General features: G+C 62.1%; 20 protein-coding genes and 1 riboswitch. Of the genes, 13 read left to right on the forward strand and 7 right to left on the reverse strand.

The window, feature by feature from the left end; genetic code table 11:
- Window positions 1–11 precede the first annotated feature (11 nt).
- Window positions 12–1,061, reverse strand: coding sequence for an erythrose-4-phosphate dehydrogenase (epd, locus tag M5C71_RS20570; RefSeq protein WP_103499134.1), 1,050 nt, complete (start codon window positions 1,059–1,061; stop codon window positions 12–14).
- 229 nt (window positions 1,062–1,290) lie between these two features.
- Window positions 1,291–3,288 carry a transketolase gene (gene tkt, locus M5C71_RS20575; protein ID WP_247263398.1) on the reverse strand — a complete coding sequence of 666 codons (1,998 nt, stop codon included), beginning with the start codon at window positions 3,286–3,288 and terminating at the stop codon, window positions 1,291–1,293.
- A 273-nt stretch (window positions 3,289–3,561) separates the two neighbouring features.
- Between tkt and M5C71_RS20580 the strand changes: the two genes are divergently transcribed.
- The 5 genes from M5C71_RS20580 (at window position 3,562) to M5C71_RS20600 (ending at window position 8,613) form a co-directional block, all read left to right on the forward strand.
- Window positions 3,562–4,578 (forward strand): metalloregulator ArsR/SmtB family transcription factor, encoded by a 1,017-nt coding sequence (locus M5C71_RS20580; protein WP_103499428.1) that lies wholly within the window; start codon window positions 3,562–3,564, stop codon window positions 4,576–4,578.
- Complete coding sequence (gene metK / locus M5C71_RS20585; protein ID WP_103499427.1) at window positions 4,575–5,765, forward strand: methionine adenosyltransferase; 1,191 nt, start codon at window positions 4,575–4,577, stop codon at window positions 5,763–5,765. The genes M5C71_RS20580 and metK overlap by 4 nt, the downstream gene beginning before the upstream one ends.
- A 188-nt stretch (window positions 5,766–5,953) precedes the next feature.
- Window positions 5,954–6,349: a DUF1090 family protein gene (locus tag M5C71_RS20590; protein WP_248768619.1), complete on the forward strand. Its 396-nt coding sequence runs from the start codon at window positions 5,954–5,956 to the stop codon at window positions 6,347–6,349.
- 97 nt (window positions 6,350–6,446) lie between these two features.
- Entirely contained in the window at window positions 6,447–8,117 is a 1,671-nt protein-coding gene (gene ligB / locus M5C71_RS20595; protein ID WP_248768620.1) for an NAD-dependent DNA ligase LigB, read from the forward strand.
- Window positions 8,118–8,217: 100 nt separating this feature from the next.
- Window positions 8,218–8,613: a DUF1090 domain-containing protein gene (locus tag M5C71_RS20600; protein WP_103499424.1), complete on the forward strand. Its 396-nt coding sequence runs from the start codon at window positions 8,218–8,220 to the stop codon at window positions 8,611–8,613.
- 66 nt (window positions 8,614–8,679) lie between these two features.
- Here M5C71_RS20600 and M5C71_RS20605 read toward each other — a convergent pair whose 3' ends face one another.
- Window positions 8,680–9,129, reverse strand: a complete 450-nt coding sequence (locus M5C71_RS20605) for a cytochrome c (RefSeq protein ID WP_152736857.1) — start codon at window positions 9,127–9,129, stop codon at window positions 8,680–8,682.
- Window positions 9,130–9,275: 146 nt separating this feature from the next.
- On the opposite strand from M5C71_RS20605, the gene M5C71_RS20610 reads away from it, so the two are divergent.
- Window positions 9,276–10,427 (forward strand): MltA domain-containing protein, encoded by a 1,152-nt coding sequence (locus M5C71_RS20610; RefSeq protein WP_248768621.1) that lies wholly within the window; start codon window positions 9,276–9,278, stop codon window positions 10,425–10,427.
- Between the two features lie 52 nt (window positions 10,428–10,479).
- Here the strand turns inward: M5C71_RS20610 and M5C71_RS20615 are convergent, their stop codons facing one another.
- Window positions 10,480–10,866, reverse strand: a complete 387-nt coding sequence (locus M5C71_RS20615) for an MAPEG family protein (RefSeq protein WP_103498381.1) — start codon at window positions 10,864–10,866, stop codon at window positions 10,480–10,482.
- Between the two features lie 228 nt (window positions 10,867–11,094).
- On the opposite strand from M5C71_RS20615, the gene M5C71_RS20620 reads away from it, so the two are divergent.
- On the forward strand, window positions 11,095–12,264 hold the full coding sequence (locus M5C71_RS20620; RefSeq protein WP_248768622.1) for an MFS transporter: 1,170 nt from the start codon (window positions 11,095–11,097) through the stop codon (window positions 12,262–12,264).
- Here M5C71_RS20620 and M5C71_RS20625 read toward each other — a convergent pair.
- From M5C71_RS20625 to M5C71_RS20635, 3 genes are all read right to left on the reverse strand, one after another.
- On the reverse strand, window positions 12,261–12,485 hold the full coding sequence (locus M5C71_RS20625; protein ID WP_248768623.1) for a helix-turn-helix transcriptional regulator: 225 nt from the start codon (window positions 12,483–12,485) through the stop codon (window positions 12,261–12,263). The two genes, M5C71_RS20620 and M5C71_RS20625, sit on opposite strands and share 4 nt — an antisense overlap.
- A gap of 12 nt (window positions 12,486–12,497) precedes the next feature.
- A complete protein-coding gene (locus tag M5C71_RS20630; protein WP_248768624.1) occupies window positions 12,498–13,046 on the reverse strand; it encodes a DUF2975 domain-containing protein in 549 nt (182 codons plus the stop codon).
- Window positions 13,047–13,174: 128 nt separating this feature from the next.
- Window positions 13,175–13,582 (reverse strand): hotdog domain-containing protein, encoded by a 408-nt coding sequence (locus M5C71_RS20635; protein WP_103498384.1) that lies wholly within the window; start codon window positions 13,580–13,582, stop codon window positions 13,175–13,177.
- 316 nt (window positions 13,583–13,898) lie between these two features.
- Between M5C71_RS20635 and M5C71_RS20640 the strand changes: the two genes are divergently transcribed.
- From M5C71_RS20640 to M5C71_RS20665, 6 genes are all read left to right on the forward strand, one after another.
- Window positions 13,899–14,402: an inclusion body family protein gene (locus tag M5C71_RS20640; RefSeq protein ID WP_100944655.1), complete on the forward strand. Its 504-nt coding sequence runs from the start codon at window positions 13,899–13,901 to the stop codon at window positions 14,400–14,402.
- 121 nt (window positions 14,403–14,523) lie between these two features.
- Entirely contained in the window at window positions 14,524–15,036 is a 513-nt protein-coding gene (locus M5C71_RS20645; RefSeq protein WP_103498385.1) for an AidA/PixA family protein, read from the forward strand.
- A 146-nt stretch (window positions 15,037–15,182) separates the two neighbouring features.
- Window positions 15,183–15,289, forward strand: a riboswitch (S-adenosyl-L-homocysteine riboswitch).
- Between the two features lie 21 nt (window positions 15,290–15,310).
- The gene (locus M5C71_RS20650; protein ID WP_103498386.1) at window positions 15,311–16,720 is read left to right on the forward strand and encodes an adenosylhomocysteinase; all 1,410 of its coding nucleotides are present in this window, start codon (window positions 15,311–15,313) and stop codon (window positions 16,718–16,720) included.
- A 133-nt stretch (window positions 16,721–16,853) separates the two neighbouring features.
- Complete coding sequence (gene metF / locus M5C71_RS20655; protein ID WP_103498387.1) at window positions 16,854–17,699, forward strand: methylenetetrahydrofolate reductase [NAD(P)H]; 846 nt, start codon at window positions 16,854–16,856, stop codon at window positions 17,697–17,699.
- A 113-nt stretch (window positions 17,700–17,812) separates the two neighbouring features.
- Entirely contained in the window at window positions 17,813–18,565 is a 753-nt protein-coding gene (locus M5C71_RS20660) for a transporter substrate-binding domain-containing protein (protein ID WP_248768625.1), read from the forward strand.
- A 433-nt stretch (window positions 18,566–18,998) separates the two neighbouring features.
- Window positions 18,999–20,879: a DEAD/DEAH box helicase gene (locus M5C71_RS20665; RefSeq protein WP_248768626.1), complete on the forward strand. Its 1,881-nt coding sequence runs from the start codon at window positions 18,999–19,001 to the stop codon at window positions 20,877–20,879.
- The last annotated feature ends 139 nt before the right edge of the window (window positions 20,880–21,018 follow it).

The raw sequence follows: 21,018 nt of genomic DNA on the forward strand, positions 1-21,018 counted from the left end.
CAATCTCTGGTTTACGGTTGTTTGTGGACAACGTGCAGGTAATGTTCTGCAACGTCGATCATTCGGTTGGCAAAACCCCATTCGTTGTCGAACCAGGCCAGCACGTTGACCAGCCTCGGGCCGGAAACGCGGGTCTGACTCGCATCGACAATCGCCGAATGAGGGTCATGGTTGAAATCACAGCTGGCGTGGGGCAGCTCGGTATAGGCCAGAAGCCCCTTGAGCGGGCCGCTGGTGGCGGCCTCGCGCAGGATCCGGTTGACCTCCACGGCATCGGTGTCGCTGACGGTCTGCATCGTGATGTCGAGGCAGGACACGTTCACCGTCGGCACCCGTACGGCTTTGGCCTGGATTCGCCCGGCAAGTTCCGGCAGCAGGCGTTCGATGCCTCGCGCCAGACCGGTGGACACCGGGATCACCGACTGGAACGCCGAGCGCGTCCGGCGCAGGTCTTCGGCGTGGTAGGCGTCGATCACCGGCTGGTCGTTCATCGCCGAGTGAATGGTGGTGATGGACACGTATTCCAGGCCGATGGCCTGGTCCAGCAGGCGCAGCAGCGGCACGCCGCAGTTGGTGGTGCAGGAGGCGTTGGAGACCAGACGCTCGCCGCCGGTCAGGCAGTCCTGGTTGACGCCGTAGACGATGGTGGCGTCGACATCGGTCTCGCTGGCCATCGGCTGGGAGAACAACACCCGGGGGGCGCCGGCGGCGAGGAAGCGCTCGCCGTCCTCGCGGGTGTGGTAGGCGCCGGAGCATTCCAGCACCAGGTCGACGTCGAGCGCGGCCCAGTCGATGTGTTCGGGGGTGGCACAGCGGAAAACTTTCACGCAGTGACCATTGATATGCAGACAATCGTCCTCGACCCGCACTTCGCCAGGAAAGCGGCCGTGGGTGGAGTCGAAACGTGTCAGGTATTCGAGACTGGCCATGTCGGCCAGATCGTTGAGGGCAACGATTTCAAAACCGGCCCGATCCCCTCGCTCGAACAGCGCACGCAGGACACAACGACCGATACGGCCATAGCCGTTGAGTGCAACTCTGTAAGGACGCGGTTGGGGCATGGGGATCTCGCCGAGGCTTGAATATCAAGCAGCCCGTGCCGAAGCAGGGGTTTTGTGGGAACGGGCTTGCCTGTGAGTCAGAGGGTGAGGCGGTGTCTGTGAGGACGCTTTCGCGGGCAAGCCCTGCTCCTATAGTGTTGTGTCGTACACAGATGTTGTGTTCGACGGCGAACTGTAGGAGCAGGGCTTGCCCGCGAAGAGGCCGGAGCAGACAACCCCACTCTCGAACTTAGTCTTCCAGCAGTTCTTCAGCCTGACCCAGGATATTTTCCAGGGTGAAGCCGAACTCTTCGAACAAGGCTGGCGCAGGTGCCGACTCACCGTAGGTGGTCATGCCGATCACACGACCTTCCAGGCCCACGTACTTGTACCAGTAGTCGGCATGGGCGGCTTCGATGGCGATACGCGCACCGATCTGCAGCGGCAGCACCTCCTGCTTGTAGCTGGCATCCTGGGCATCGAAAATGCTGGTGCACGGCATCGACACCACACGAACCTTGCGGCCCTGCTCGGTCAGCTTGTCGAACGCCTGCACCGCCAGGCCCACTTCCGAACCGGTCGCGATCAGGATCAGCTCAGGCTCGCCCGCACAATCCTTCAACACATAACCACCACGGCTGATGTTGTCGATCTGCACGGCATCGCGAGTCTGGTGCTGCAGGTTCTGCCGGGAGAAGATCAGCGCCGAAGGGCCGTCCTTGCGCTCCAGGGCGTTTTTCCAGGCCACGGCGGATTCCACCGCGTCGGCCGGACGCCAGGTGTCGAGGTTCGGCGTGCAACGCAGGCTCGCCAGTTGCTCGATCGGCTGGTGGGTCGGACCGTCTTCGCCCAGACCGATGGAGTCGTGGGTGTAGACATGGATCACGCGCTTCTTCATCAGCGCCGACATGCGCACGGCGTTGCGGGCGTATTCCATGAACATCAGGAAGGTCGCGCCGTAAGGCAGCAGGCCGCCGTGCAGGGTCACGCCGTTCATGATCGCGGTCATGCCGAATTCACGCACGCCGTAGTACATGTAGTTGCCGCTGGCATCTTCAGCGCTGACGCCCTTGCAACCTTTCCACAGGGTCAGGTTGGAACCGGCCAGGTCGGCCGAACCGCCCAGCAACTCAGGCAGCAACGGGCCGAAAGCGTTCAGGGTGTTCTGGCTGGCTTTACGGCTGGCGATGGTTTCGCCCTTGGCCGCGACTTCGGCGATATAGGCCGAGGCTTTTTCGGAGAAGTCAGCCGGCAACTCGCCGCTCAGGCGACGGACCAGTTCATTGGCTTCGACCGGGAAAGCCGCGGAGTAGGCCGCGAAACGCTGGTCCCACTCGGCTTCGACAGCGCGGCCGGCTTCCTTGGCGTCCCACTCGGCATAGATGTCGGCCGGGATTTCGAACGGGCCGTGGTTCCACTTCAGCGCCGCGCGGGTCAGGGCGATTTCCGCGTCACCCAGTGGGGCGCCGTGGCAGTCTTCCTTGCCTTGCTTGTTCGGCGAACCGAAGCCGATGGTGGTCTTGCAGCAGATCAGGGTCGGACGGTCGCTTTTGCGCGCGGTCTCGATGGCGGTCTTGATCTCTTCCGGATCGTGGCCGTCGACGTTGCGGATCACCTGCCAGTTGTAGGCTTCGAAACGCTTCGGGGTGTCGTCGGTGAACCAGCCTTCGACTTCGCCGTCGATGGAGATGCCGTTGTCGTCATAGAAGGCGATCAGCTTGCCCAGGTCCAGGGTACCGGCCAGGGAAGCGACTTCGTGGGAAATGCCTTCCATCATGCAGCCATCACCGAGGAACACATAGGTGTGGTGGTCGACGATGTTGTGGCCGGGACGGTTGAACTGCGCCGCCAGGACTTTTTCCGCCAGGGCGAAGCCCACGGCGTTGGCCAGGCCTTGGCCGAGCGGACCGGTGGTGGTTTCCACTCCCGGGGTGTAGCCGTATTCCGGGTGACCCGGGGTGCGGCTGTGCAGTTGGCGGAAGTTCTTCAGGTCGTCGATCGACAGGTCGTAGCCGGTCAGGTGCAGCAACGAGTAGATCAGCATCGAGCCATGGCCGTTGGACAGCACGAAGCGGTCACGGTCGGCGAACGACGGGTTGCTCGGGTTGTGCTTCAGGTAATCACGCCACAGTACTTCGGCAATATCCGCCATACCCATGGGGGCACCGGGATGGCCGCTGTTGGCTTTTTGCACGGCATCCATGCTGAGGGCACGAATGGCGTTGGCACGCTCACGACGGCTGGGCATCGCTGATCTCCTGGGAATGCTGAAATTGAAAGTGAATAAAACGAAACGGAAAAAAGGAGAGCATTTTCCCTCAGGGACCGCCAAGGGGCAATGACAGATAGTCACTGCGGGGCGTTTTTCCTGCGGATAGTTGCGCATTCCTCGGATGAAACCTTTCCGCTGTCGGTCTGTATAGACCAACACAGGCCTGAAAGTGCCATCCATCACCCAATATCAAAACTTTTTGATATTGATCTTGCTAGGCGACCGAGGGGTCACTAGACTGCTGGCCTTATGAATTTACCTGTGTCCGCGATTCGTCATGACGCCAGCGACGACCTGTCCGCCCTGTGCAAGGCCGGCGGCGATCCGTTGCGCCTGAACGTCCTGCGGGCCCTGGCCAACGATTCGTTCGGCGTGCTGGAGCTGGCGCAGATCTTCGGCATCGGCCAATCCGGCATGAGTCATCACCTGAAGGTACTGGCCCAGGCCGACCTGGTGGCGACCCGTCGTGAAGGCAATGCGATTTTCTACCGCCGCGCCCTGCCCCACACCGAACGTCTGGGTGGCAAGCTGCATGCGGCGCTGCTGGAGGAAGTCGACGCGCTCGACTTGCCCGACGACGTACAAGCCCGCATCGGCCTGGTCCACGGCCAGCGCGCCGCCGCCAGCCAGGACTTTTTCGCCCGGGTGGCGGAGAAATTCCGCGCCCAGCAAGACTTGATCGCCGGCTTGCCGCAGTACCGCGAAAGCGTGCTGGCGCTGCTCGACAAGCTAAGCTTCGGCCCCCAGGCCACGGCCCTGGAAGTCGGCCCCGGCGACGGCGCTTTCCTGCCGGAACTGGCGCGGCGCTTCCAGCAGGTCACGGCGCTGGACAACAGCCCGGCGATGCTCGAACTGGCCCGCCAACTGTGTGAACGTGAAGCCCTGGCTAATGTCAGCCTGCATCTGGCCGATGCCCTGCAAGACATCCGGTTGCAGGCCGATTGCGTGGTGCTGAACATGGTGTTGCACCACTTCGCCGCGCCGGCCGAGGCCCTCAAGCAGATGGCCGGCCTGCTGCAACCTGGCGGTAGTTTGTTAGTGACAGAATTGTGTAGCCACAACCAGAGCTGGGCCAGGGAGGCCTGCGGTGATCTCTGGTTGGGGTTCGAACAGGACGATCTGGCCCGTTGGGCCATCGCTGCGGGGCTCGTGCCCGAGGACAGCCTCTATGTAGGCTTACGTAATGGTTTCCAGATTCAGGTTCGCCATTTTCAGCGACCGGCTGGCACCCTCACCATCGGTAACTCAGGAAAACCATCGATATGAGCGAATATTCCGTTTTCACCTCCGAGTCCGTGTCCGAAGGGCATCCGGACAAAATCGCCGACCAGATCTCCGATGCGGTGCTGGACGCCATCATTGCTGAAGACAAATTCGCCCGTGTCGCATGCGAAACCCTGGTGAAAACCGGTGTGGCGATCATCGCCGGCGAAGTGACCACTTCGGCCTGGGTCGACCTCGAAGACATCGTCCGTAACGTGATCCTCGACATCGGCTACAACAGCTCCGACGTCGGCTTCGACGGCGCCACCTGCGGCGTGATGAACATCATCGGCAAGCAGTCCGTGGACATCGCCCAGGGCGTTGACCGCAGCAAGCCAGAAGACCAGGGTGCCGGCGACCAGGGCCTGATGTTCGGCTACGCCAGCAACGAAACTTCGGAGCTGATGCCCGCGCCGATCGCCTTCTCCCACCAATTGGTCAAGCGCCAGGCCGAAGCCCGTAAATCAGGCCTGCTGCCTTGGCTGCGCCCGGACGCCAAGTCGCAAGTGACGTGCCGTTACGAAGGTGGCAAGGTGGTCGGTATCGACGCCATCGTGCTGTCGACCCAGCACAACCCGGACGTCTCCTACAAAGACCTGCGCGAAGGCGTGATGGAGCTGATCGTCAAGCACGTGCTGCCTGCCGAACTGCTGACCAAGGACACCCAGTTCCACATCAACCCGACCGGTAACTTCATCATCGGTGGCCCGGTGGGCGACTGCGGCCTGACCGGTCGCAAGATCATCGTCGACAGCTACGGCGGCATGGCCCGTCACGGCGGTGGTGCGTTCTCCGGCAAGGATCCATCCAAGGTTGACCGTTCCGCCGCCTACGCCGGTCGTTACGTGGCCAAGAACATCGTCGCCGCCGGCCTGGCCGATCGCTGCGAAATCCAGGTGTCCTACGCCATCGGCGTCGCGCAACCGACCTCGATCTCGTTGAACACCTTCGGCACCGGCAAGATCGGCGATGACAAGATCATCAAGCTGGTTCGCGAAATCTTCGACCTGCGCCCATACGCCATCACCACCATGCTCGACCTGCTGCACCCGATGTACCAGGAAACCGCGGCCTACGGCCACTTCGGTCGCACCCCGGAGCAGAAGACCGTCGGCGACGACACCTTCACCACCTTCACCTGGGAAAAGACCGACCGCGTAGACGCGCTGCGAGCGGCTGCCGGCCTGTAATGTAGCCTGCGTCACAAAAGCCCTCCATGGCCGGCCATGGGGGGCTTTTTCATGCCCGTCGAAACTTGCGCGTCGACGCATGCCTCCCTAAAATCCCGCCCCCTCTCGAACCCTCTTCCCACTTGGATATTGCACGGCGCCCGTTCGAGACTCCCTTTAGCGCCGTCAATCGAACATTGAGGTTTGCCATGCATCTCTCCGCACTCGCCCCTGCCGCCATCCTGCTCGGCCTGTTTTCCCTGTCCGCCCAGGCCGCCGATCTGAACACCCTGGCCGGTGGCCTGACATCGCAGCTGGGCGGTACCGCCGCAACGCCAGCGGCCACTAGCACCGCCGGCGCAGGCCCTTGCAACAAGCAGATCCAGGACCTGCAGGCGAAGATCGATAGCGCCAAGGCCAAGGGCGACGACCTGAAGGTCAGCGGCCTGCAAATGGCCATGGACCAGGCATCCAAGGGCTGCACCAAGCTCAACGGCCAGGCGGCCGCGGCGCCACAACCAGCAGCGGCTCCCGTTGCCGCCCAGGACCCCAAGGCCCAGGCCATGGATACTGGCATGAAGGCACTGGGCGGTCTGCTCAAGTAAGCCGACACACACAGTAAAAAAGCCCTGCCTCGCGCGGGGCTTTTTTATGCGCGGGGTGATCTAGGCTTGGGTTTTAGTCCGAGCAAGGATGCTCACGATGCGCTTCTTCAGTGGTTTTCTGTTGTTGGTCTTTTACCTCGCGGCCCAGGCCGACGTTTGCCCGGACTGGCAAGCGGAACGCGCCCGGCGAGAAGTCGACGCCCTGCAAACCCAGTTGGCTGAATGGGACCACAGCTACCATCAACAAGGTCGCTCGCCGGTGGCCGACGAACTCTACGACCAATCCCGGCAGCGACTTGAACAGTGGCGCGGCTGTTTCCGGCTGCCCTCCGCCAAGCCGGACACCCCGGCGGGCGCGGGCGGCCCCGCCCTTCATCCAACCGCCCATACCGGCCTCGACAAACTGCCGGACGCCGAAGCCGTCCGGGCCTGGATAAAAGGCCGCGAAGGCCTGTGGATTCAGCCCAAGGCCGATGGCGTGGCGGTGACCCTGGTGTATCGCCAGGGCCGGCTGCACCAGGTCATCAGTCGCGGCAACGGGTTGAGCGGGCAGGACTGGACCGCCTCGGCCCGCAAGATTCCGGCAATCCCCGGTACTTTGCCGGAGGCTCGCGACCTGGTGCTGCAGGGCGAGTTGTACTGGCGTTTACCGAATCATGTGCAGGCCCACCAAGGTAGCTTGAATGCCCGTGGCACCGTGGCCGGTTTGATGGCCCGGCACCAGCTCGGCAGCACGGAGGCGGCGGGCATCGGCCTGTTTGTCTGGGACTGGCCGGAAGGGCCGGCGACACAAGAGGAACGGTTGGACGGATTGCAGGCACTGGGCTTCCCGGACAGCAAGACCTACAGCCAGCCCATCGCAGACTTCACGGAAGCCGAACACTGGCGCAATCACTGGTACCACCAGCCATTACCGTTCGCCAGCGACGGAGTGGTTCTGCGCCAGAGTCGACGCCTCGCCGCAAAAAACTGGCAAGCCCAACCCCCCTACTGGAGCGTGGCCTGGAAATACCCCCACGCCCAGGCCTTGGCCCATGTGCGCAAAGTCAGTTTCAACATCGGCCGGACCGGGCGGATTACCCCCATGCTGGAGCTGACGCCGGTGCTACTCGATGACCGGCAGATCAAGCGGGTCAGCCTCGGTTCGCTGCCACGCTGGCAGGCCCTGGATATCCACCCCGGCGACCAGGTGGCGATCAGCCTCGCCGGCCTGACCATCCCGCGCCTGGACAGCGTGGTCTGGCGCAGCCGCGAACGTGAACCGCTGTCCGTCCCCGACCCTCGGCACTTCCATGCCCTGAGCTGCTGGCAATATGGCCCGGGATGCGAAAGCCAGTTTCTTGCCCGCCTGCGCTGGCTGAGCGGCAAACAGGGGCTGGACCTGCCGCACCTGGGCGGCGGCACCTGGGAAAAGCTGCTGGCGAGCGGGCACATCCATCGACTGCTCGATTGGTTGACCCTGGAGGAGGAAGAGCTTGCTACCATTGCCGGCTTCGGCCCGCGCAGCCGTGCGCGATGGCTGGAAACCGTGCAACTGGCCCGACAACGACCGTTCGAGCGCTGGCTCAAGGCGCTGGGGCTGCCTCCCAGTGCAACGGCACCGCTGGACGAGTCCTGGCCGGTATTGGCAGGTCGTACGACCGAGGCGTGGCAGGCCATACCCGGCGTCGGCGCGGGGCGGGCCCTGCAACTGAGCGCTTTTTTCCGCGACCGGGAAGTGCAGGCCCTGGCCGAATCTTTGCGTAATGCCGGTATCGCGGGATTTTAAGGAGACAACCCCTGTCTATTTCAGATTATTCATACAGACAACACGGCCATCTATTTTCAGAGTGACTGTTTTTCAATCAGTGTTTCAGTCCGGAGTGTTTATGCAATTTTTTCCACCGCTGGCGATTTTTACCTTGTGCAGCGTCCTCGCCGCCCCCTTGCTGGCTGCTGAAGAACCCACCGAACTGACCGGTTGCGCGGCCAAGCGCCAGGCCATCAGCAACCAACTCGACATCGCCAAGGCCCAGGGCAACAGCGAGCAACAGACCGGCCTGGAAAAGGCACTGGACGAAGTGACCACCCATTGCACCGATGCCTCGCTGAAAAGAGAGCGGGAAAACAAGGTGCTCGATGCCAAGCACGAAGTCAGCCGCCGTCAGGCCGACCTCGACAAGGCGATGAAAAAGGGTGATCCGGACAAGATCAACAAGCGAAAGGAAAAGCTCGCCGAGTCGCGCAAGGACTTGCAGAACGCGCTGGATGAGCTGGACAAGTAGGCCACCGGCCCCCTGAAAACACCGCACACCCGTGTAGGCGCTGTTGCCCTTTATCGTCCGTCCACCTCAATGATCGCGAAACTCCTTATGACAGGCATCGCAGGCATCCTCGACCTTCTCGACCGCCGGCTTCAGGGTACTGGCCTTGTAAGGCTGGACCTGACTGGCAACCCGCAGCTCCCCGGTCGCCGCTTCCAGCGAGCGCGCCAACTCCTGGAAATGCGCCTGCTTCTGCCAGACCGCGTCCCGGGCGCTGGTATGCTCCGCTTCCTTGACTTGCGGGAAGTGTTTCCACGGCTCGCGGGACAGGCTGTCGAGCTGGTTCGCGCCCTCGACGAAACGCGGCCCGTCAAAAGGAATGCGACCGCGCAGCATGCCGCCCAGGTCTTCGCTGGTCTTGAGCATCTGCTTGAAAATGGCCTTGCGCTGGCCCAAAGGAGAATTCGGGTCGACACCGCCGCACGCACTGAGGGTCAGGCAGGCCAGCAATACAACAGAAAGTCTTTTAAGAGTCATGATGGCTTCAGGTCACGGGAAACGGCGGCCAGTATCCTCGCCTGATCGCCAAAGACCAAGAGCCCGAACCTTTCTTAACCACACTAAATCAGTGGATTTACTGAACAAAGTCTGAACAGGCCATTACCCAAGGAATTCACCGCTGTATGAACACCTCTTTCAAACGACTGGCCGCAAGCCTTTGCGTACTCGCCCTGCTCGCTGGCTGCAAACCCAAGCAACCTCCAACACCTCCAGCCCCGGTGGACACCTACCTCAAGGCCGACTGGCAAGCGCTGCCGACCGTGTCCGACGCCGACCTGCAAGCGGGTTTCACCTCGTGGCGTAGTGCCTGTGCCCGGCTCAAGGCCGACGCCAACTGGGGGCCGACCTGTCTCGCGGCCGCCTCCGTGACCAACACCCCGGCAGCCATTCGCGATTTTCTCCAGCAGAACCTCGAGGTCTACAGCCTGCGCTCCGCGCAGAACAGTGCCGACGGCCTGATCACCGGCTACTACGAGCCCGTCTACCCCGGCAGCCTGACCCAGACCGCCAAGGCCACGGTGCCGGTGTATGGCGTACCGGACGACCTGATCATCGTGCAGCTCGACAGTCTCTACCCCGAACTCAAGGGCAAGCGCCTGCGCGGACGGCTGGAAGGTCGGGTGGTGAAACCCTATGACGATGCAGCGCTGATCGCCACCCAGGGCGTCAAGGCCCCGGTACTGGCCTGGCTGACCGACCCGATGGACCTGCAATTCCTGCAGATCCAGGGCTCGGGCCGGATTCGCCTGGACAACGGCCAGCAGCTGCGGATCGGTTACGCCGACCAGAACGGCTACCCCTATCGCGCCATCGGCCGCTGGCTGGTGGAACAGGGCGAGTTGAAGAAGGAAGACGTCACCATGGGCGCCATCAGCGCCTGGGCCAAGGCCCATCCGACGCGTATCCCGCAATTGCTCGGCAGCAACCCCAGCTATGTGTTCTTCGCCCGCAACCCGGACAGCAACGAAGGGCCACGCGGTTCGCTGAACGTGCCGCTGACCGCCGGTTACAGCGTGGCGGTGGATCGCAAGGTGATTCCGTTGGGCAGTTTGTTGTGGCTGTCGACCACCAAGCCAGATGGCAGCGCGCTGGTCCGCCCGGTGGCGGCCCAGGATACCGGCGGCGCGATTGCCGGCGAGGTCCGTGCCGATCTGTTCTGGGGCACCGGCGATGTGGCGGGGCAACTGGCCGGGGATATGAAGCAGAAAGGCAATATCTGGATGTTGTGGCCCAAGGGCATGGCGTTGCCCAAGGCAACGGATGTCGGTAGCTGATTAGTGCCTAGCCCGTACAGACGCTGCACAACCCAATGACTGAAACGCCCCCTCAGATCGATACGAAAAAGAACGCCGCAATCAAGGCCATCCCGACAAACCACACCAGCGAGCGCAGCATCGCCCAGTCCGCCAGGTAGCAGATGATGTAGAGCAGGCGGCTGGTGATAAACAGCACCGCCAGCACATTGATGGTCACCAGTGACGCCGTGCCGACGAAATGAGCAATGATCACCGCCGCCGCAAAGGCCGGGTTCACCTCGAAGCTGTTCAAATGCGCCGAATGGGCCCGTTTGGCGAAACCTTCAAGACCGGCGAGAAAGGCCCGCGGATCATGGTTCTGGCGCGGACCGAACTTGCCGCCACTGAACTTGGCGATACCGATACACAGGTAAGGCAGGCAAAACGCGATCAATACACACCAGAAAGCAGCGGTCATAACAGGGTCCTTGAAGAGTGCCCAGAGGCGTCGCCGACAACACTAGCGCATAACCGGACAATCCGCAGAAACCGATTCGCCAACGCTGTGCGGCTGTTTATACTGACCGCACCACGCCGCACTTCATGCGCATAGACCTATTCCAATAAATTCCGCTTCTGCCCGATCGCACGCGATCGGGCCAGTGGCATGCGTACGCCCGGCCCCGCTGCCCAGGAGATCACCCGCATGCCACTCGCCTTGCTTGCCCTCGCCGTTGCCGCCTTCGGCATCGGCACCACCGAATTTGTCATCATGGGCCTGCTCCCCGATGTCGCCCGCGACCTTGGCGTCAGCATTCCCAGCGCCGGCCTGCTGATCACCGGCTACGCCCTGGGCGTGGTCTTCGGCGCGCCGATCCTGGCCATCGGCACCGCGAACATGCCGCGCAAGGCCACGCTGCTGGGCATGACCCTGATGTTCATTCTCGGCAATATGCTCTGCGCCCTGGCGCCGAACTACACCACCCTGATGGCCGCACGCGTGGTCACGGCCTTGTGCCATGGCGCCTTCTTCGGCATCGGCTCGGTGGTGGCCGCCGGTTTGGTCGCGCCCAATAAACGGGCCCAGGCCATTGCGATGATGTTCACCGGCCTGACCCTGGCCAATGTGCTCGGCGTACCGCTGGGCACTGCCCTCGGGCAATACGCCGGCTGGCGCTCGACCTTCTGGGCGGTATCGGTGATTGGCGTGATCGCGGCCATTGCGCAGTGGGTCTGGCTGCCGAAACATATCGCCATGGACAAGGCCAACCTGGCCAGCGAGTTCCGCGTACTGGGCAAGACCAATGTGCTGATGGCCCTGGGCATGAGTGTGCTGGCCTCGACCAGCCTGTTCAGTGTCTTCACCTATATCGCGCCGATCCTGCAGGACGTCACCGGTGTCAGCCCCCACGGGGTCACGATCATGCTGCTGTTGTTCGGCGTCGGCCTGACGGCGGGCAGCATGCTCGGCGGGCGCCTGGCCGACAGCCACCTGCTGCCCTCGCTGGTGGGCATGGCCCTGGCGGTGGTGCTGGTGCTGGCGGCGTTCAGCCAGACCAGCCGCTCGCTGATCCCGGCGGCAATCACCCTGGTGCTGTGGGGGATCTTTGCCTTTGCCCTGTGTCCGATCCTGCAACTGCTGATCATCGACCAGGCCCATGAAGCGCCGAACCTGGGTTCGACCCTGAACCAGAGCGCCTTCAACCTGGGCAACGCCGCCGGCGCCTGGATCGGCGGGCTGGTGGTGGGCAGCGGCATCGACCTGGCGGACCTGCCCTGGACCGGAGCATTGAGCGGCTGCGTCACGCTGCTGGCGGCGCTGTTCTTTATCTTCCTGCAACGCCGTACTCAGTCCTTGGTCAATACCTCGGCTTAAGCGTCAGCGCCTGCTACGACGGGTCGATACTTCAGCAGATCGCCGGGCTGGCAATCGAGCGCCTGGCAAATGGCCTCAAGGGTCGCCAGGCGAAAGCCCTTGACCTTGCCCTGCTTCAACAACGAAAGGTTCTGTTCGGTAATGCCGATCTGCGCCGCCAGGTCCTTGGACTTGACCTTGCGCATGGCCAGCATCACATCCAGCGTTATTTCAATCGACATCAATACGTCCCACTAAATGAATTGTTGGTTTTCACGGGCCATCCGGCAGGCATTGCCCATGATCCGGGCCACCAGCATGACCGCGGCGGCCAGAAACAGGGCCACCAGTTGAGCGGGGCTGAAACCGAGACTCAGCAGGCGCTCTCCCGGTGGCCGCAACAGGGTTATCCACACGCTCATCAGCGGATACAGCAGCACACTGCAAAGCACCCAGAGACCGACACTCTTGCCTACCGCGCCCAGCAGGCTGGCCGTTTCCCGGGAAAAATACTCACCCTGCGCATAGGTCTGGAACAAAGCACGCAACGCTTCCAGCCCACGCGTCAGGACCAGCAACGGAATGCTGCTCAGCAACATGCCGCCAGCCACCTGCCACCAGGGCATTGCGGCGATGTCGACTTCAAGATCCCTGACCAGGGAGGTCAGGTTGAAGTCCAGCCCATGCTCGACAAGCACCGGGAAAAGCCAGCAAGCCACGTTCAACAGCAACATGCTCACCAGCAAAACCAAGGTGGCATTCGCCAACCAGCGACTGTGCCTGATCAAACGATCATCGTTCATTGAATACTCCTGTCAGTTCTTTGGCCGGATGACCCGGCAAAGAAACTAACAGGGGGTAAAATTATCGCAAAACGATAATTTATTACAAAATAACAGCAACAAATAGCCTTATGCCACAACCCAACCGATCACGCCTGGGCCGACTCGTCTTCCTTGAACTGATCCTTCACGTAGCGGATCTCGGTGCGCCCGTGGGGTGACGGCAGGCCATCCTCGCCGAGGTTGACGAAGACCATCTTTTCCACCGTCAGGATGCTTTTGCGGGTGATCTTGTTGCGCACTTCGCAGGTCAGGGTAATGGATGTGCGACCGAACTCGGTGGCGGTGATGCCCAGCTCGATGATGTCGCCCTGACGCGAGGCGCTGACGAAGTTGATCTCGGAGATGTACTTGGTCACGACACGCTGGTTGCCCAGCTGGACGATGGCGTAGATCGCCGCTTCCTCGTCGATCCAGCGCAGCAGGCTGCCGCCGAACAGCGTGCCATTGGGATTGAGGTCTTCGGGTTTGACCCATTTGCGGGTGTGGAAATTCATGCATTCTCCTGACCGTCTTGCCGCCGGATGAAAATATCCGACAGGCCTGAGCCCTCATGTTAGAACGCTTGCCCACCGACTCCAACCACCCGTGACCACCAGTCGAAAAATGACCCAATAGCCACAAGGCTGTTTGACAGCTCTTTTCCCTTGGCTATTCTCCGTCCGTGACCTGCTGGAACGGACCCAGCATTCAGCCAACCGGAACTTGGCAACATAGCGCCATCAGACGAACGCGCAGGACGCGCAAGCTCCGCGAGGCCATGGGAGACCAGCATCTCACCATTGACCTACCACCAAGTAAGGACGCTTAAACATGTCTAGAGTTACTGATGTACTTGTCAGCTTTGACACTGAAACCATCCTGAAAAAATACCCCAACCCCAGCCGCAACCCCGACCAGCCGACGTTGATCGACTGGCAACACGTCTACATGATCACCAACCAGGACAACGTGGTCAGCGGCCAGGCCGGTGGCGAACTGGATCTCAAGGCGCAGGTCGGCGACCTGATCCGCTGGCGGGAAACCAGCCTGTCCCTGGGCTTCGAGAAATCGGTGATTTTCTACCGGTTCATCGGTAACGTCGGCGCCAACCTGATCTCGACCCCGACGCCACGCAAGGCAACCGCCTCGTTCGCCCAGCCCAACACCAGCAACCCGGTTATTCCGACCTGTCAGAAAGTCGACAATTACTACTGGTCGTCCGAGACACTGGAGACCGGTCGTGTGACCTACCACTTCAACTTCATGATCGTGGACCGCGACTGCAAACCTTGCGGCTACTTCTCCTGGGATCCATTCATCACCATCCATAACTGAGGCGGCTGTTGCGCTGACGCTTCGTGGCCAACGCGAAGCGTCATCCCTGCCGGCCTGCCACGGCTGACCGCGGCAAGCTGGCCAGGGCGCAGCATCGGCAGACTCAGGGAAGGAGACCTCCATGCCCCAAGACGCATTCGACAGACACCTACTGTTTGTCCTCGACACCGAAACCCTGCTCGAGAATCATCCCGGCCCCAGTGCCTCGGCTGATTCGCCGACCACGGTCCAGTCCCGCCACCTGTTTATCCAGGGTGCTCGTCCGGAACACTGGCAAGGCCCGGAAGAACAGCCCTTCAGCCTCTCGGCACACCCCGGGGACAGCCTGCATATTCGCTTTGCGCCGATTGCCCTGCGCGGCGAAAACCTGCTTTTTGTGCACGACCTCCAGGTCCTGAACAACAGCATCCTCAGCCCCGCGACGGCGTCCACGCGGTCCGGCGTCAGCCTGGCACGGCCGCGCTTCGACAACCTGCTGGAGATTGAAACCGAAACAGCGGATGACTATTTCTGGGAAAGCCGCCTGAATGCCCATGGTCGTACCGGCCTCGATATCCGCTTTGCCCTGCTTGGGAACGACTGCTCGATCCTCGGCTATTTCTCCATGCCCCTGGAGCTCGACTTTCAGCCCTGACCCCCAGTTGGAAACCTTCAGCGTCGACCCCGGGCGGGTCGGCGCGACAAACTGCACGCTAATCACTTGGGCAAGCCGCAAAAGCCGCGTTATAATGCCGGTCGTTTCAAAACGGTCATCTTCCCTTGATACCGTTTTCCCGCCACCTGTCCGAGGGGCGCTGCAGCAGGCTCGACCTGTCAGGCTCGGATGGGGCGTTGTTCGTTCAGGGCTCCCTGCACGGACACTAAACGCACAACGGCGCCCATTCGCATACTACGAATGGAGGCTCTTCATGAGCGCTGTCAACACGCCTGCAGATTTCAACGACTACAAAGTTGCCGACATGTCCCTGGCTGCCTGGGGCCGTCGCGAAACCATCATCGCCGAATCGGAAATGCCGGCCCTGATGGGTCTGCGCCGCAAGTACGCCGGTGAGCTGCCGCTCAAAGGCGCCAAGATCATCGGCTGCATCCACATGACCATCCAGACCGCCGTACTGATCGAAACCCTGGTTGTCCTGGGTGCCGAAGTACGCTGGTCGTCCTGCAACATCTTCTCGACCCAGGACCAGGCCGCTGCCGCCATCGCCGCTGCCGGTATCCCGGTGTTCGCCTGGAAAGGTGAAACCGAGCAAGAGTACGAGTGGTGCATCGAGCAGACCATCCTGAAGGACGGTCAGCCTTGGGACGCCAACATGATCCTCGACGACGGCGGCGACCTGACCGAGATCATCCACAAGAAATACCCGGCCATGCTGGACAAAATCCACGGCGTGACCGAAGAAACCACCACTGGCGTGCACCGCCTGCTGGACATGCTGGCCAAGGGCGAGCTGAAAATCCCGGCCATCAACGTCAACGACTCGGTGACCAAGAGCAAGAACGACAACAAGTACGGCTGCCGTCACAGCCTGAACGATGCCATCAAGCGTGGCACCGACCACCTGCTGTCCGGCAAGCAAGCGCTGGTGATCGGCTACGGTGACGTGGGCAAGGGCTCGGCCCAGTCCCTGCGTCAGGAAGGCATGATCGTCAAGGTCTCCGAAGTCGACCCGATCTGCGCCATGCAAGCCTGCATGGACGGTTTCGAAGTGGTTTCGCCATTCATCAACGGCCTGAACGACGGCACCGCCGCCAGCATCGACACTGCCCTGCTGGGCAAGATCGACCTGATCGTGACCACCACCGGTAACGTCAATGTCTGCGATGCCAACATGCTCAAGGCCCTGAAAAAGCGCGCCGTGGTCTGCAACATCGGTCACTTCGACAACGAAATCGACACCGCTTTCATGCGCAAGAACTGGGCATGGGAAGAAGTGAAGCCACAGGTGCACAAGGTCCATCGCACCGGCCATGGCGATTTCGATCCACAGAACGACGACTACCTGATCCTGCTGGCCGAAGGCCGTCTGGTGAACCTGGGTAACGCCACCGGTCACCCAAGCCGCATCATGGACGGTTCGTTCGCCAATCAGGTACTGGCGCAGATCTTCCTGTTCGGCCAGAAGTACGCCGACCTGCCCGCCGCTCAGAAAGCCGAGCGCCTGACCGTGGAAGTGCTGCCGAAGAAACTCGACGAAGAAGTGGCCCTGGAAATGGTCCGCGGCTTCGGCGGCGTGGTCACCCAACTGACCAAGACTCAGGCCGACTACATCGGCGTGGCCGTCGAAGGTCCGTTCAAGCCGCACGCCTATCGCTACTGATACGCCTGGTTCCTTGTAGGAGCGAGCTTGCTCGCGATAGCGGTGTCACTGACACTCCGCGTCGCGTTCATCGCGAGCAAGCTTGCTCCTACAAGAGCCAGCATCCGGCTTTCGCGTTTCCAAGGATCCGACCATGTCTCAAGATCGTCGCTACAGCTTCGAGTTCTTCCCGACCAAGACCGATGCTGGGCAAGAAAAACTGCTCGCCACTGCCCGTCAGTTGGCCAGCTACAACCCCGACTTCTTCTCCTGCACCTACGGTGCCGGTGGCTCGACCCGCGACCGCACGATCAATACCGTGCTGCAGCTCGAGAGCGAAGTAAAGATTCCCGCCGCACCGCACCTGTCCTGCGTCGGCGACAGCAAAGCCGACCTGCGCGGCCTGCTGCAGCAATACAAGGGTGCCGGCATCCAGCGCATCGTCGCCCTGCGCGGTGACCTGCCTTCCGGCATGGGCATGGCCAGCGGCGAGTTGCTGCACGCCAATGACCTGGTGGCCTTCATTCGTGAAGAAACCGGCAGCCACTTCCATATCGAAGTCGCCGCCTACCCGGAAATGCACCCGCAAGCGCGCAACTTCGAAGCCGATCTGCAGAACTTCGTGCGCAAGGCCAACGCCGGCGCCGACAGCGCGATCACCCAGTACTTCTTCAACGCCGACAGCTACTTCTATTTCGTCGAGCGCGTACGGGCGATGGGCGTGAACATCCCGATCGTGCCGGGCATCATGCCGATCACCAACTACAGCAAGCTGGCGCGCTTCTCCGACGCCTGCGGCGCGGAAATCCCACGCTGGATCCGCAAGCAACTGGAAGCCTACGGTGACGACACCCAAAGCATCCAGGCCTTCGGCGAGCAAGTGATCAGCCAGATGTGCGACCGCCTGCTGGAAGGTGGCGCGCCAGGGCTGCACTTTTACACCCTGAACCAGGCGGAACCGAGCCTGGCGATCTGGAACAACCTGAAGCTGCCGCGCTGAAAACTGCAAGCCCCTGGAAATCCGGGGGCTGCAACCGTGTTACCCGAGCAAGCCCCCCCAGAGAAAACACGCCAGCGCTTCTATTCGCCGCTCCAGCGTCGTAATCTCCAGCCATGCCCGTCATTGCCCAACTTCTGACAGCCGTGCTTTTTGCTTGCCTGAGTTTTGCCGCTCAAGGTGAAAAGCTGCGTATTGTCACCGATCCCTGGGCCCCCTACGCCTACGAAGAAAACGGCCAGGCCAAAGGGCTCGACTACGAAACCACGGCCATTGTCTTCCAGCGCCTGGGCGTAGAGGTCGAGTGGCAGTTCCTGCCCTGGAAACGCTGCCTGATGCTGCTCGACCAGGGCCAGGCCGATGGCGCCCTGGATATCTTCCACAACCACGAGCGCGACAACAGCCTGCTCTACCCCAGCGAACCCTTGTCGGAAGTGGAGTTTGTGATGTTCTACGCCAAGGCCCGCCCTCATCCCTTTACCACCCTGGGAGAACTCAAGGGCCTGACCATCGGCACTTCGCCTGGTTATCTGTACGGTTCGGTGTTCAAGGACACCACAGGCCTCAAGCGCGAAGACGGGCCCAGTCACGAAGCCAACTTCGGCAAACTGGTCCGCGGTCGCATCGATCTGCTGATCACCGATCGCCGGGTCGGCCAGCGCCTCCTGAAACAACTGCAGTTGCAGGACCAGGTCGACCAGTACCCGACGGTGATTGCCCGGGAAAGCCAGTACCTGGCGATCCGCCGCAGCGCCGGGATGGACCTGCTGGGCCAGCGTTTCAGCGCCGAGCTGCGGCGTTTCAAGCGTGAACCGGCCTACGCCGCGCTGGTTGCCCGCTATACCGACAAGGCCAAAAACGTCCCTTGATCTACGCAGGACCTTGTAGGAGCAGAGCTTGCTCGCGAAGGGGCCCTCAAGAACGCCGGAGCTTCGTCGGAACGCCACCCGGACCCGGGACTGCGCCGCCCCTGATAACAAAAGCACAAACCGTTGAGCAGCAGGAAAGCGGCGCGCGGCGTTTGCTCTGTTATACTCCGGCCTTCCCGCCAGGCTCACGCCCGGACGCTCGACCTTGCATCAGGTATTCCGACACTGCGACCAGCGCCGCCCAAGGGCCCGCGCGAGCAGTGCGTAGAGCCTCAAGGCCCAGCAGGACCGGACGGGATGCGCCCCAGGGGTCTGCAAGAAAACTCGCCGGGCCACAAGACATGCGGCCAGCTTTCCTCTTGCAGAACCTGAAACGCCATTCGCGCCAGGCAAGATTCCCATCGGGCCAAGCCCTAACTGAACAGGATTACTCATGTCCTTTGCTTCCCTCGGTCTCTCCGAGGCTTTGGTCGCTGCCATCGAGGCAGCCGGCTACACCGAGCCTACTCCGGTGCAACAGCGGGCCATTCCCGCCGTGTTGCAAGGTCGCGACCTGATGGTCGCGGCACAGACAGGTACGGGTAAAACCGGAGGCTTCGCCCTTCCGATTCTGGAACGGTTGTTTCCCAACGGTCACCCGGACAAATCCCAGCGTCACGGCCCGCGCCAACCCCGCGTCCTGGTCCTGACCCCGACCCGTGAACTGGCTGCCCAGGTCCACGAGAGCTTCAAGGTCTACGCTCGCGACCTGAAATTCGTCAGCGCCTGCATCTTCGGCGGCGTCGGCATGAACCCACAGGTTCAGGCCATGTCCCGTGGCGTCGACGTGCTGGTTGCCTGCCCGGGTCGTTTGCTCGACCTGTGCGGCCAAGGCAGCGTCGACCTGTCCCACGTGGAAATCCTCGTGCTGGACGAAGCCGACCGCATGCTCGACATGGGCTTTGTCCATGACGTGAAGAAGGTCCTCGCGCGCCTGCCGTCCAAGCGCCAGAACCTGCTGTTCTCGGCGACCTTCTCCAAGGACATCACCGACCTCGCCGGCAAGCTGCTGCACAACCCGGAACGCATCGAAGTCACGCCGCCGAACACCACGGTCGAGCGTATCGAACAGCGCGTGTTCCGCCTGGCCGCCAGCCACAAGCGTTCGCTGCTGGCGCACCTGATCACCGCCGGCGCCTGGGAACAGGTCCTGGTGTTCACCCGCACCAAGCACGGCGCCAACCGCCTGGCCGAGTACCTGGACAAGCACGGCCTGAGCGCTGTCGCCATCCACGGCAACAAGAGCCAGAACGCCCGCACCAAAGCCCTGGCCGACTTCAAGGCCGGTGAAGTGCGCATCCTGGTGGCCACCGATATCGCCGCGCGCGGTTTGGATATCGACCAGTTGCCGCACGTGGTGAACTTCGAACTGCCGAACGTCGACGAAGACTACGTGCACCGTATCGGCCGTACCGGCCGCGCCGGTCGTTCGGGCGAGGCCATTTCCCTGGTCGCACCGGACGAAGAGAAGCTGCTGAAAAGCATCGAGCGCATGACCAAGCAGAAAATCGCCGACGGCGACCTGATGGGCTTTGATTCCAGCGCCGTGGAAGCCGAAAAACCGGAAGTGCGCGAGCGTCCGGATGTGCGTAATCCACGCACGCCTCCACGCGGTCCGAAGGGCGATGGCCCGAACGGCGGCGGTGGTGGTGGCGGTCGTCGGGATAAAGGCAAGGACAAGGGCGGCAAGGAAAAGGCCCCCGCCAACGGTCGCGGTGAGCGTCCGGCCCGCGAGCAGAAGCCCCGTGAAGGGACTCCAGCCCGCGAACAGCGTCAGCCAAGCCAGCCGCCACGCGCGGCGGCGGATCGTGCTCCGGATGAGTTCCTGGATGACGACGTGGATAACTTCGGTAACCGCGTTGACTACGTGCCTCAGGCCAAGCCGGCCCAAGGTCGTGGTCGTCGTCCGGGGGCTCCGGCTCAGGGCGGCGCTGCGGGTACAGGCGCTCCACGTACCGGGCAGCCGCAAGGTCGTCAGAATGGTCCGCGTAGCAGCAACGGTGCAACTACCGGGACGCCTCCGGCCAAGCGCAGCGGTCCACGTAATGGCGCTCCGCGTGACGGGCAAGCCCGTCGCGAAGAGTCGCGTAACCGTCGTCCGGCGCGGGATGATCAGCCTCGGGAAGAGCCGGCGGTGCAGAACCCGCGCGGGCCAGGGCCGAAGATCATTCATAAAGAGTCGAAGAGCGATCGCTTCCCGACGCCTGAGCAGTTGGATCAACTGCCAGGGCGTCCACGCGGTGAGAAGCCGGCGTTGCTGACTCGCAATCGCTGAGTTGATGGCGCAATGAAAAACGCCCCCGGTTCGTGAGAGCCGGGGGCGTTTTTTTGTCTGGCGTAAAGCGCTGAAATCAACACCGTACTGTAGGAGCATGGCTTGCCAGCGAAGGCGTCCTCAAAACCGCCAAAAGCTT

Source organism: Pseudomonas sp. MWU12-2345 (genome assembly GCF_023242385.1).
In the GTDB taxonomy this organism is placed as follows: domain Bacteria; phylum Pseudomonadota; class Gammaproteobacteria; order Pseudomonadales; family Pseudomonadaceae; genus Aquipseudomonas; species Aquipseudomonas gingeri_D.

What these genes read in the sequence shown, in the direction of transcription:
- epd (WP_103499134.1), bottom strand. Translation starts at nt 1,061, where the DNA reads ATGCCCCAACCGCGTCCTTACAGAGTTGCACTCAACGGCTATGGCCGT.
- tkt (WP_247263398.1), bottom strand. Translation starts at nt 3,288, where the DNA reads ATGCCCAGCCGTCGTGAGCGTGCCAACGCCATTCGTGCCCTCAGCATG.
- M5C71_RS20580 (WP_103499428.1), top strand. Translation starts at nt 3,562, where the DNA reads ATGAATTTACCTGTGTCCGCGATTCGTCATGACGCCAGCGACGACCTG.
- metK (WP_103499427.1), top strand. Translation starts at nt 4,575, where the DNA reads ATGAGCGAATATTCCGTTTTCACCTCCGAGTCCGTGTCCGAAGGGCAT.
- M5C71_RS20590 (WP_248768619.1), top strand. Translation starts at nt 5,954, where the DNA reads ATGCATCTCTCCGCACTCGCCCCTGCCGCCATCCTGCTCGGCCTGTTT.
- ligB (WP_248768620.1), top strand. Translation starts at nt 6,447, where the DNA reads ATGCGCTTCTTCAGTGGTTTTCTGTTGTTGGTCTTTTACCTCGCGGCC.
- M5C71_RS20600 (WP_103499424.1), top strand. Translation starts at nt 8,218, where the DNA reads ATGCAATTTTTTCCACCGCTGGCGATTTTTACCTTGTGCAGCGTCCTC.
- M5C71_RS20605 (WP_152736857.1), bottom strand. Translation starts at nt 9,129, where the DNA reads ATGACTCTTAAAAGACTTTCTGTTGTATTGCTGGCCTGCCTGACCCTC.
- M5C71_RS20610 (WP_248768621.1), top strand. Translation starts at nt 9,276, where the DNA reads ATGAACACCTCTTTCAAACGACTGGCCGCAAGCCTTTGCGTACTCGCC.
- M5C71_RS20615 (WP_103498381.1), bottom strand. Translation starts at nt 10,866, where the DNA reads ATGACCGCTGCTTTCTGGTGTGTATTGATCGCGTTTTGCCTGCCTTAC.
- M5C71_RS20620 (WP_248768622.1), top strand. Translation starts at nt 11,095, where the DNA reads ATGCCACTCGCCTTGCTTGCCCTCGCCGTTGCCGCCTTCGGCATCGGC.
- M5C71_RS20625 (WP_248768623.1), bottom strand. Translation starts at nt 12,485, where the DNA reads ATGTCGATTGAAATAACGCTGGATGTGATGCTGGCCATGCGCAAGGTC.
- M5C71_RS20630 (WP_248768624.1), bottom strand. Translation starts at nt 13,046, where the DNA reads ATGAACGATGATCGTTTGATCAGGCACAGTCGCTGGTTGGCGAATGCC.
- M5C71_RS20635 (WP_103498384.1), bottom strand. Translation starts at nt 13,582, where the DNA reads ATGAATTTCCACACCCGCAAATGGGTCAAACCCGAAGACCTCAATCCC.
- M5C71_RS20640 (WP_100944655.1), top strand. Translation starts at nt 13,899, where the DNA reads ATGTCTAGAGTTACTGATGTACTTGTCAGCTTTGACACTGAAACCATC.
- M5C71_RS20645 (WP_103498385.1), top strand. Translation starts at nt 14,524, where the DNA reads ATGCCCCAAGACGCATTCGACAGACACCTACTGTTTGTCCTCGACACC.
- M5C71_RS20650 (WP_103498386.1), top strand. Translation starts at nt 15,311, where the DNA reads ATGAGCGCTGTCAACACGCCTGCAGATTTCAACGACTACAAAGTTGCC.
- metF (WP_103498387.1), top strand. Translation starts at nt 16,854, where the DNA reads ATGTCTCAAGATCGTCGCTACAGCTTCGAGTTCTTCCCGACCAAGACC.
- M5C71_RS20660 (WP_248768625.1), top strand. Translation starts at nt 17,813, where the DNA reads ATGCCCGTCATTGCCCAACTTCTGACAGCCGTGCTTTTTGCTTGCCTG.
- M5C71_RS20665 (WP_248768626.1), top strand. Translation starts at nt 18,999, where the DNA reads ATGTCCTTTGCTTCCCTCGGTCTCTCCGAGGCTTTGGTCGCTGCCATC.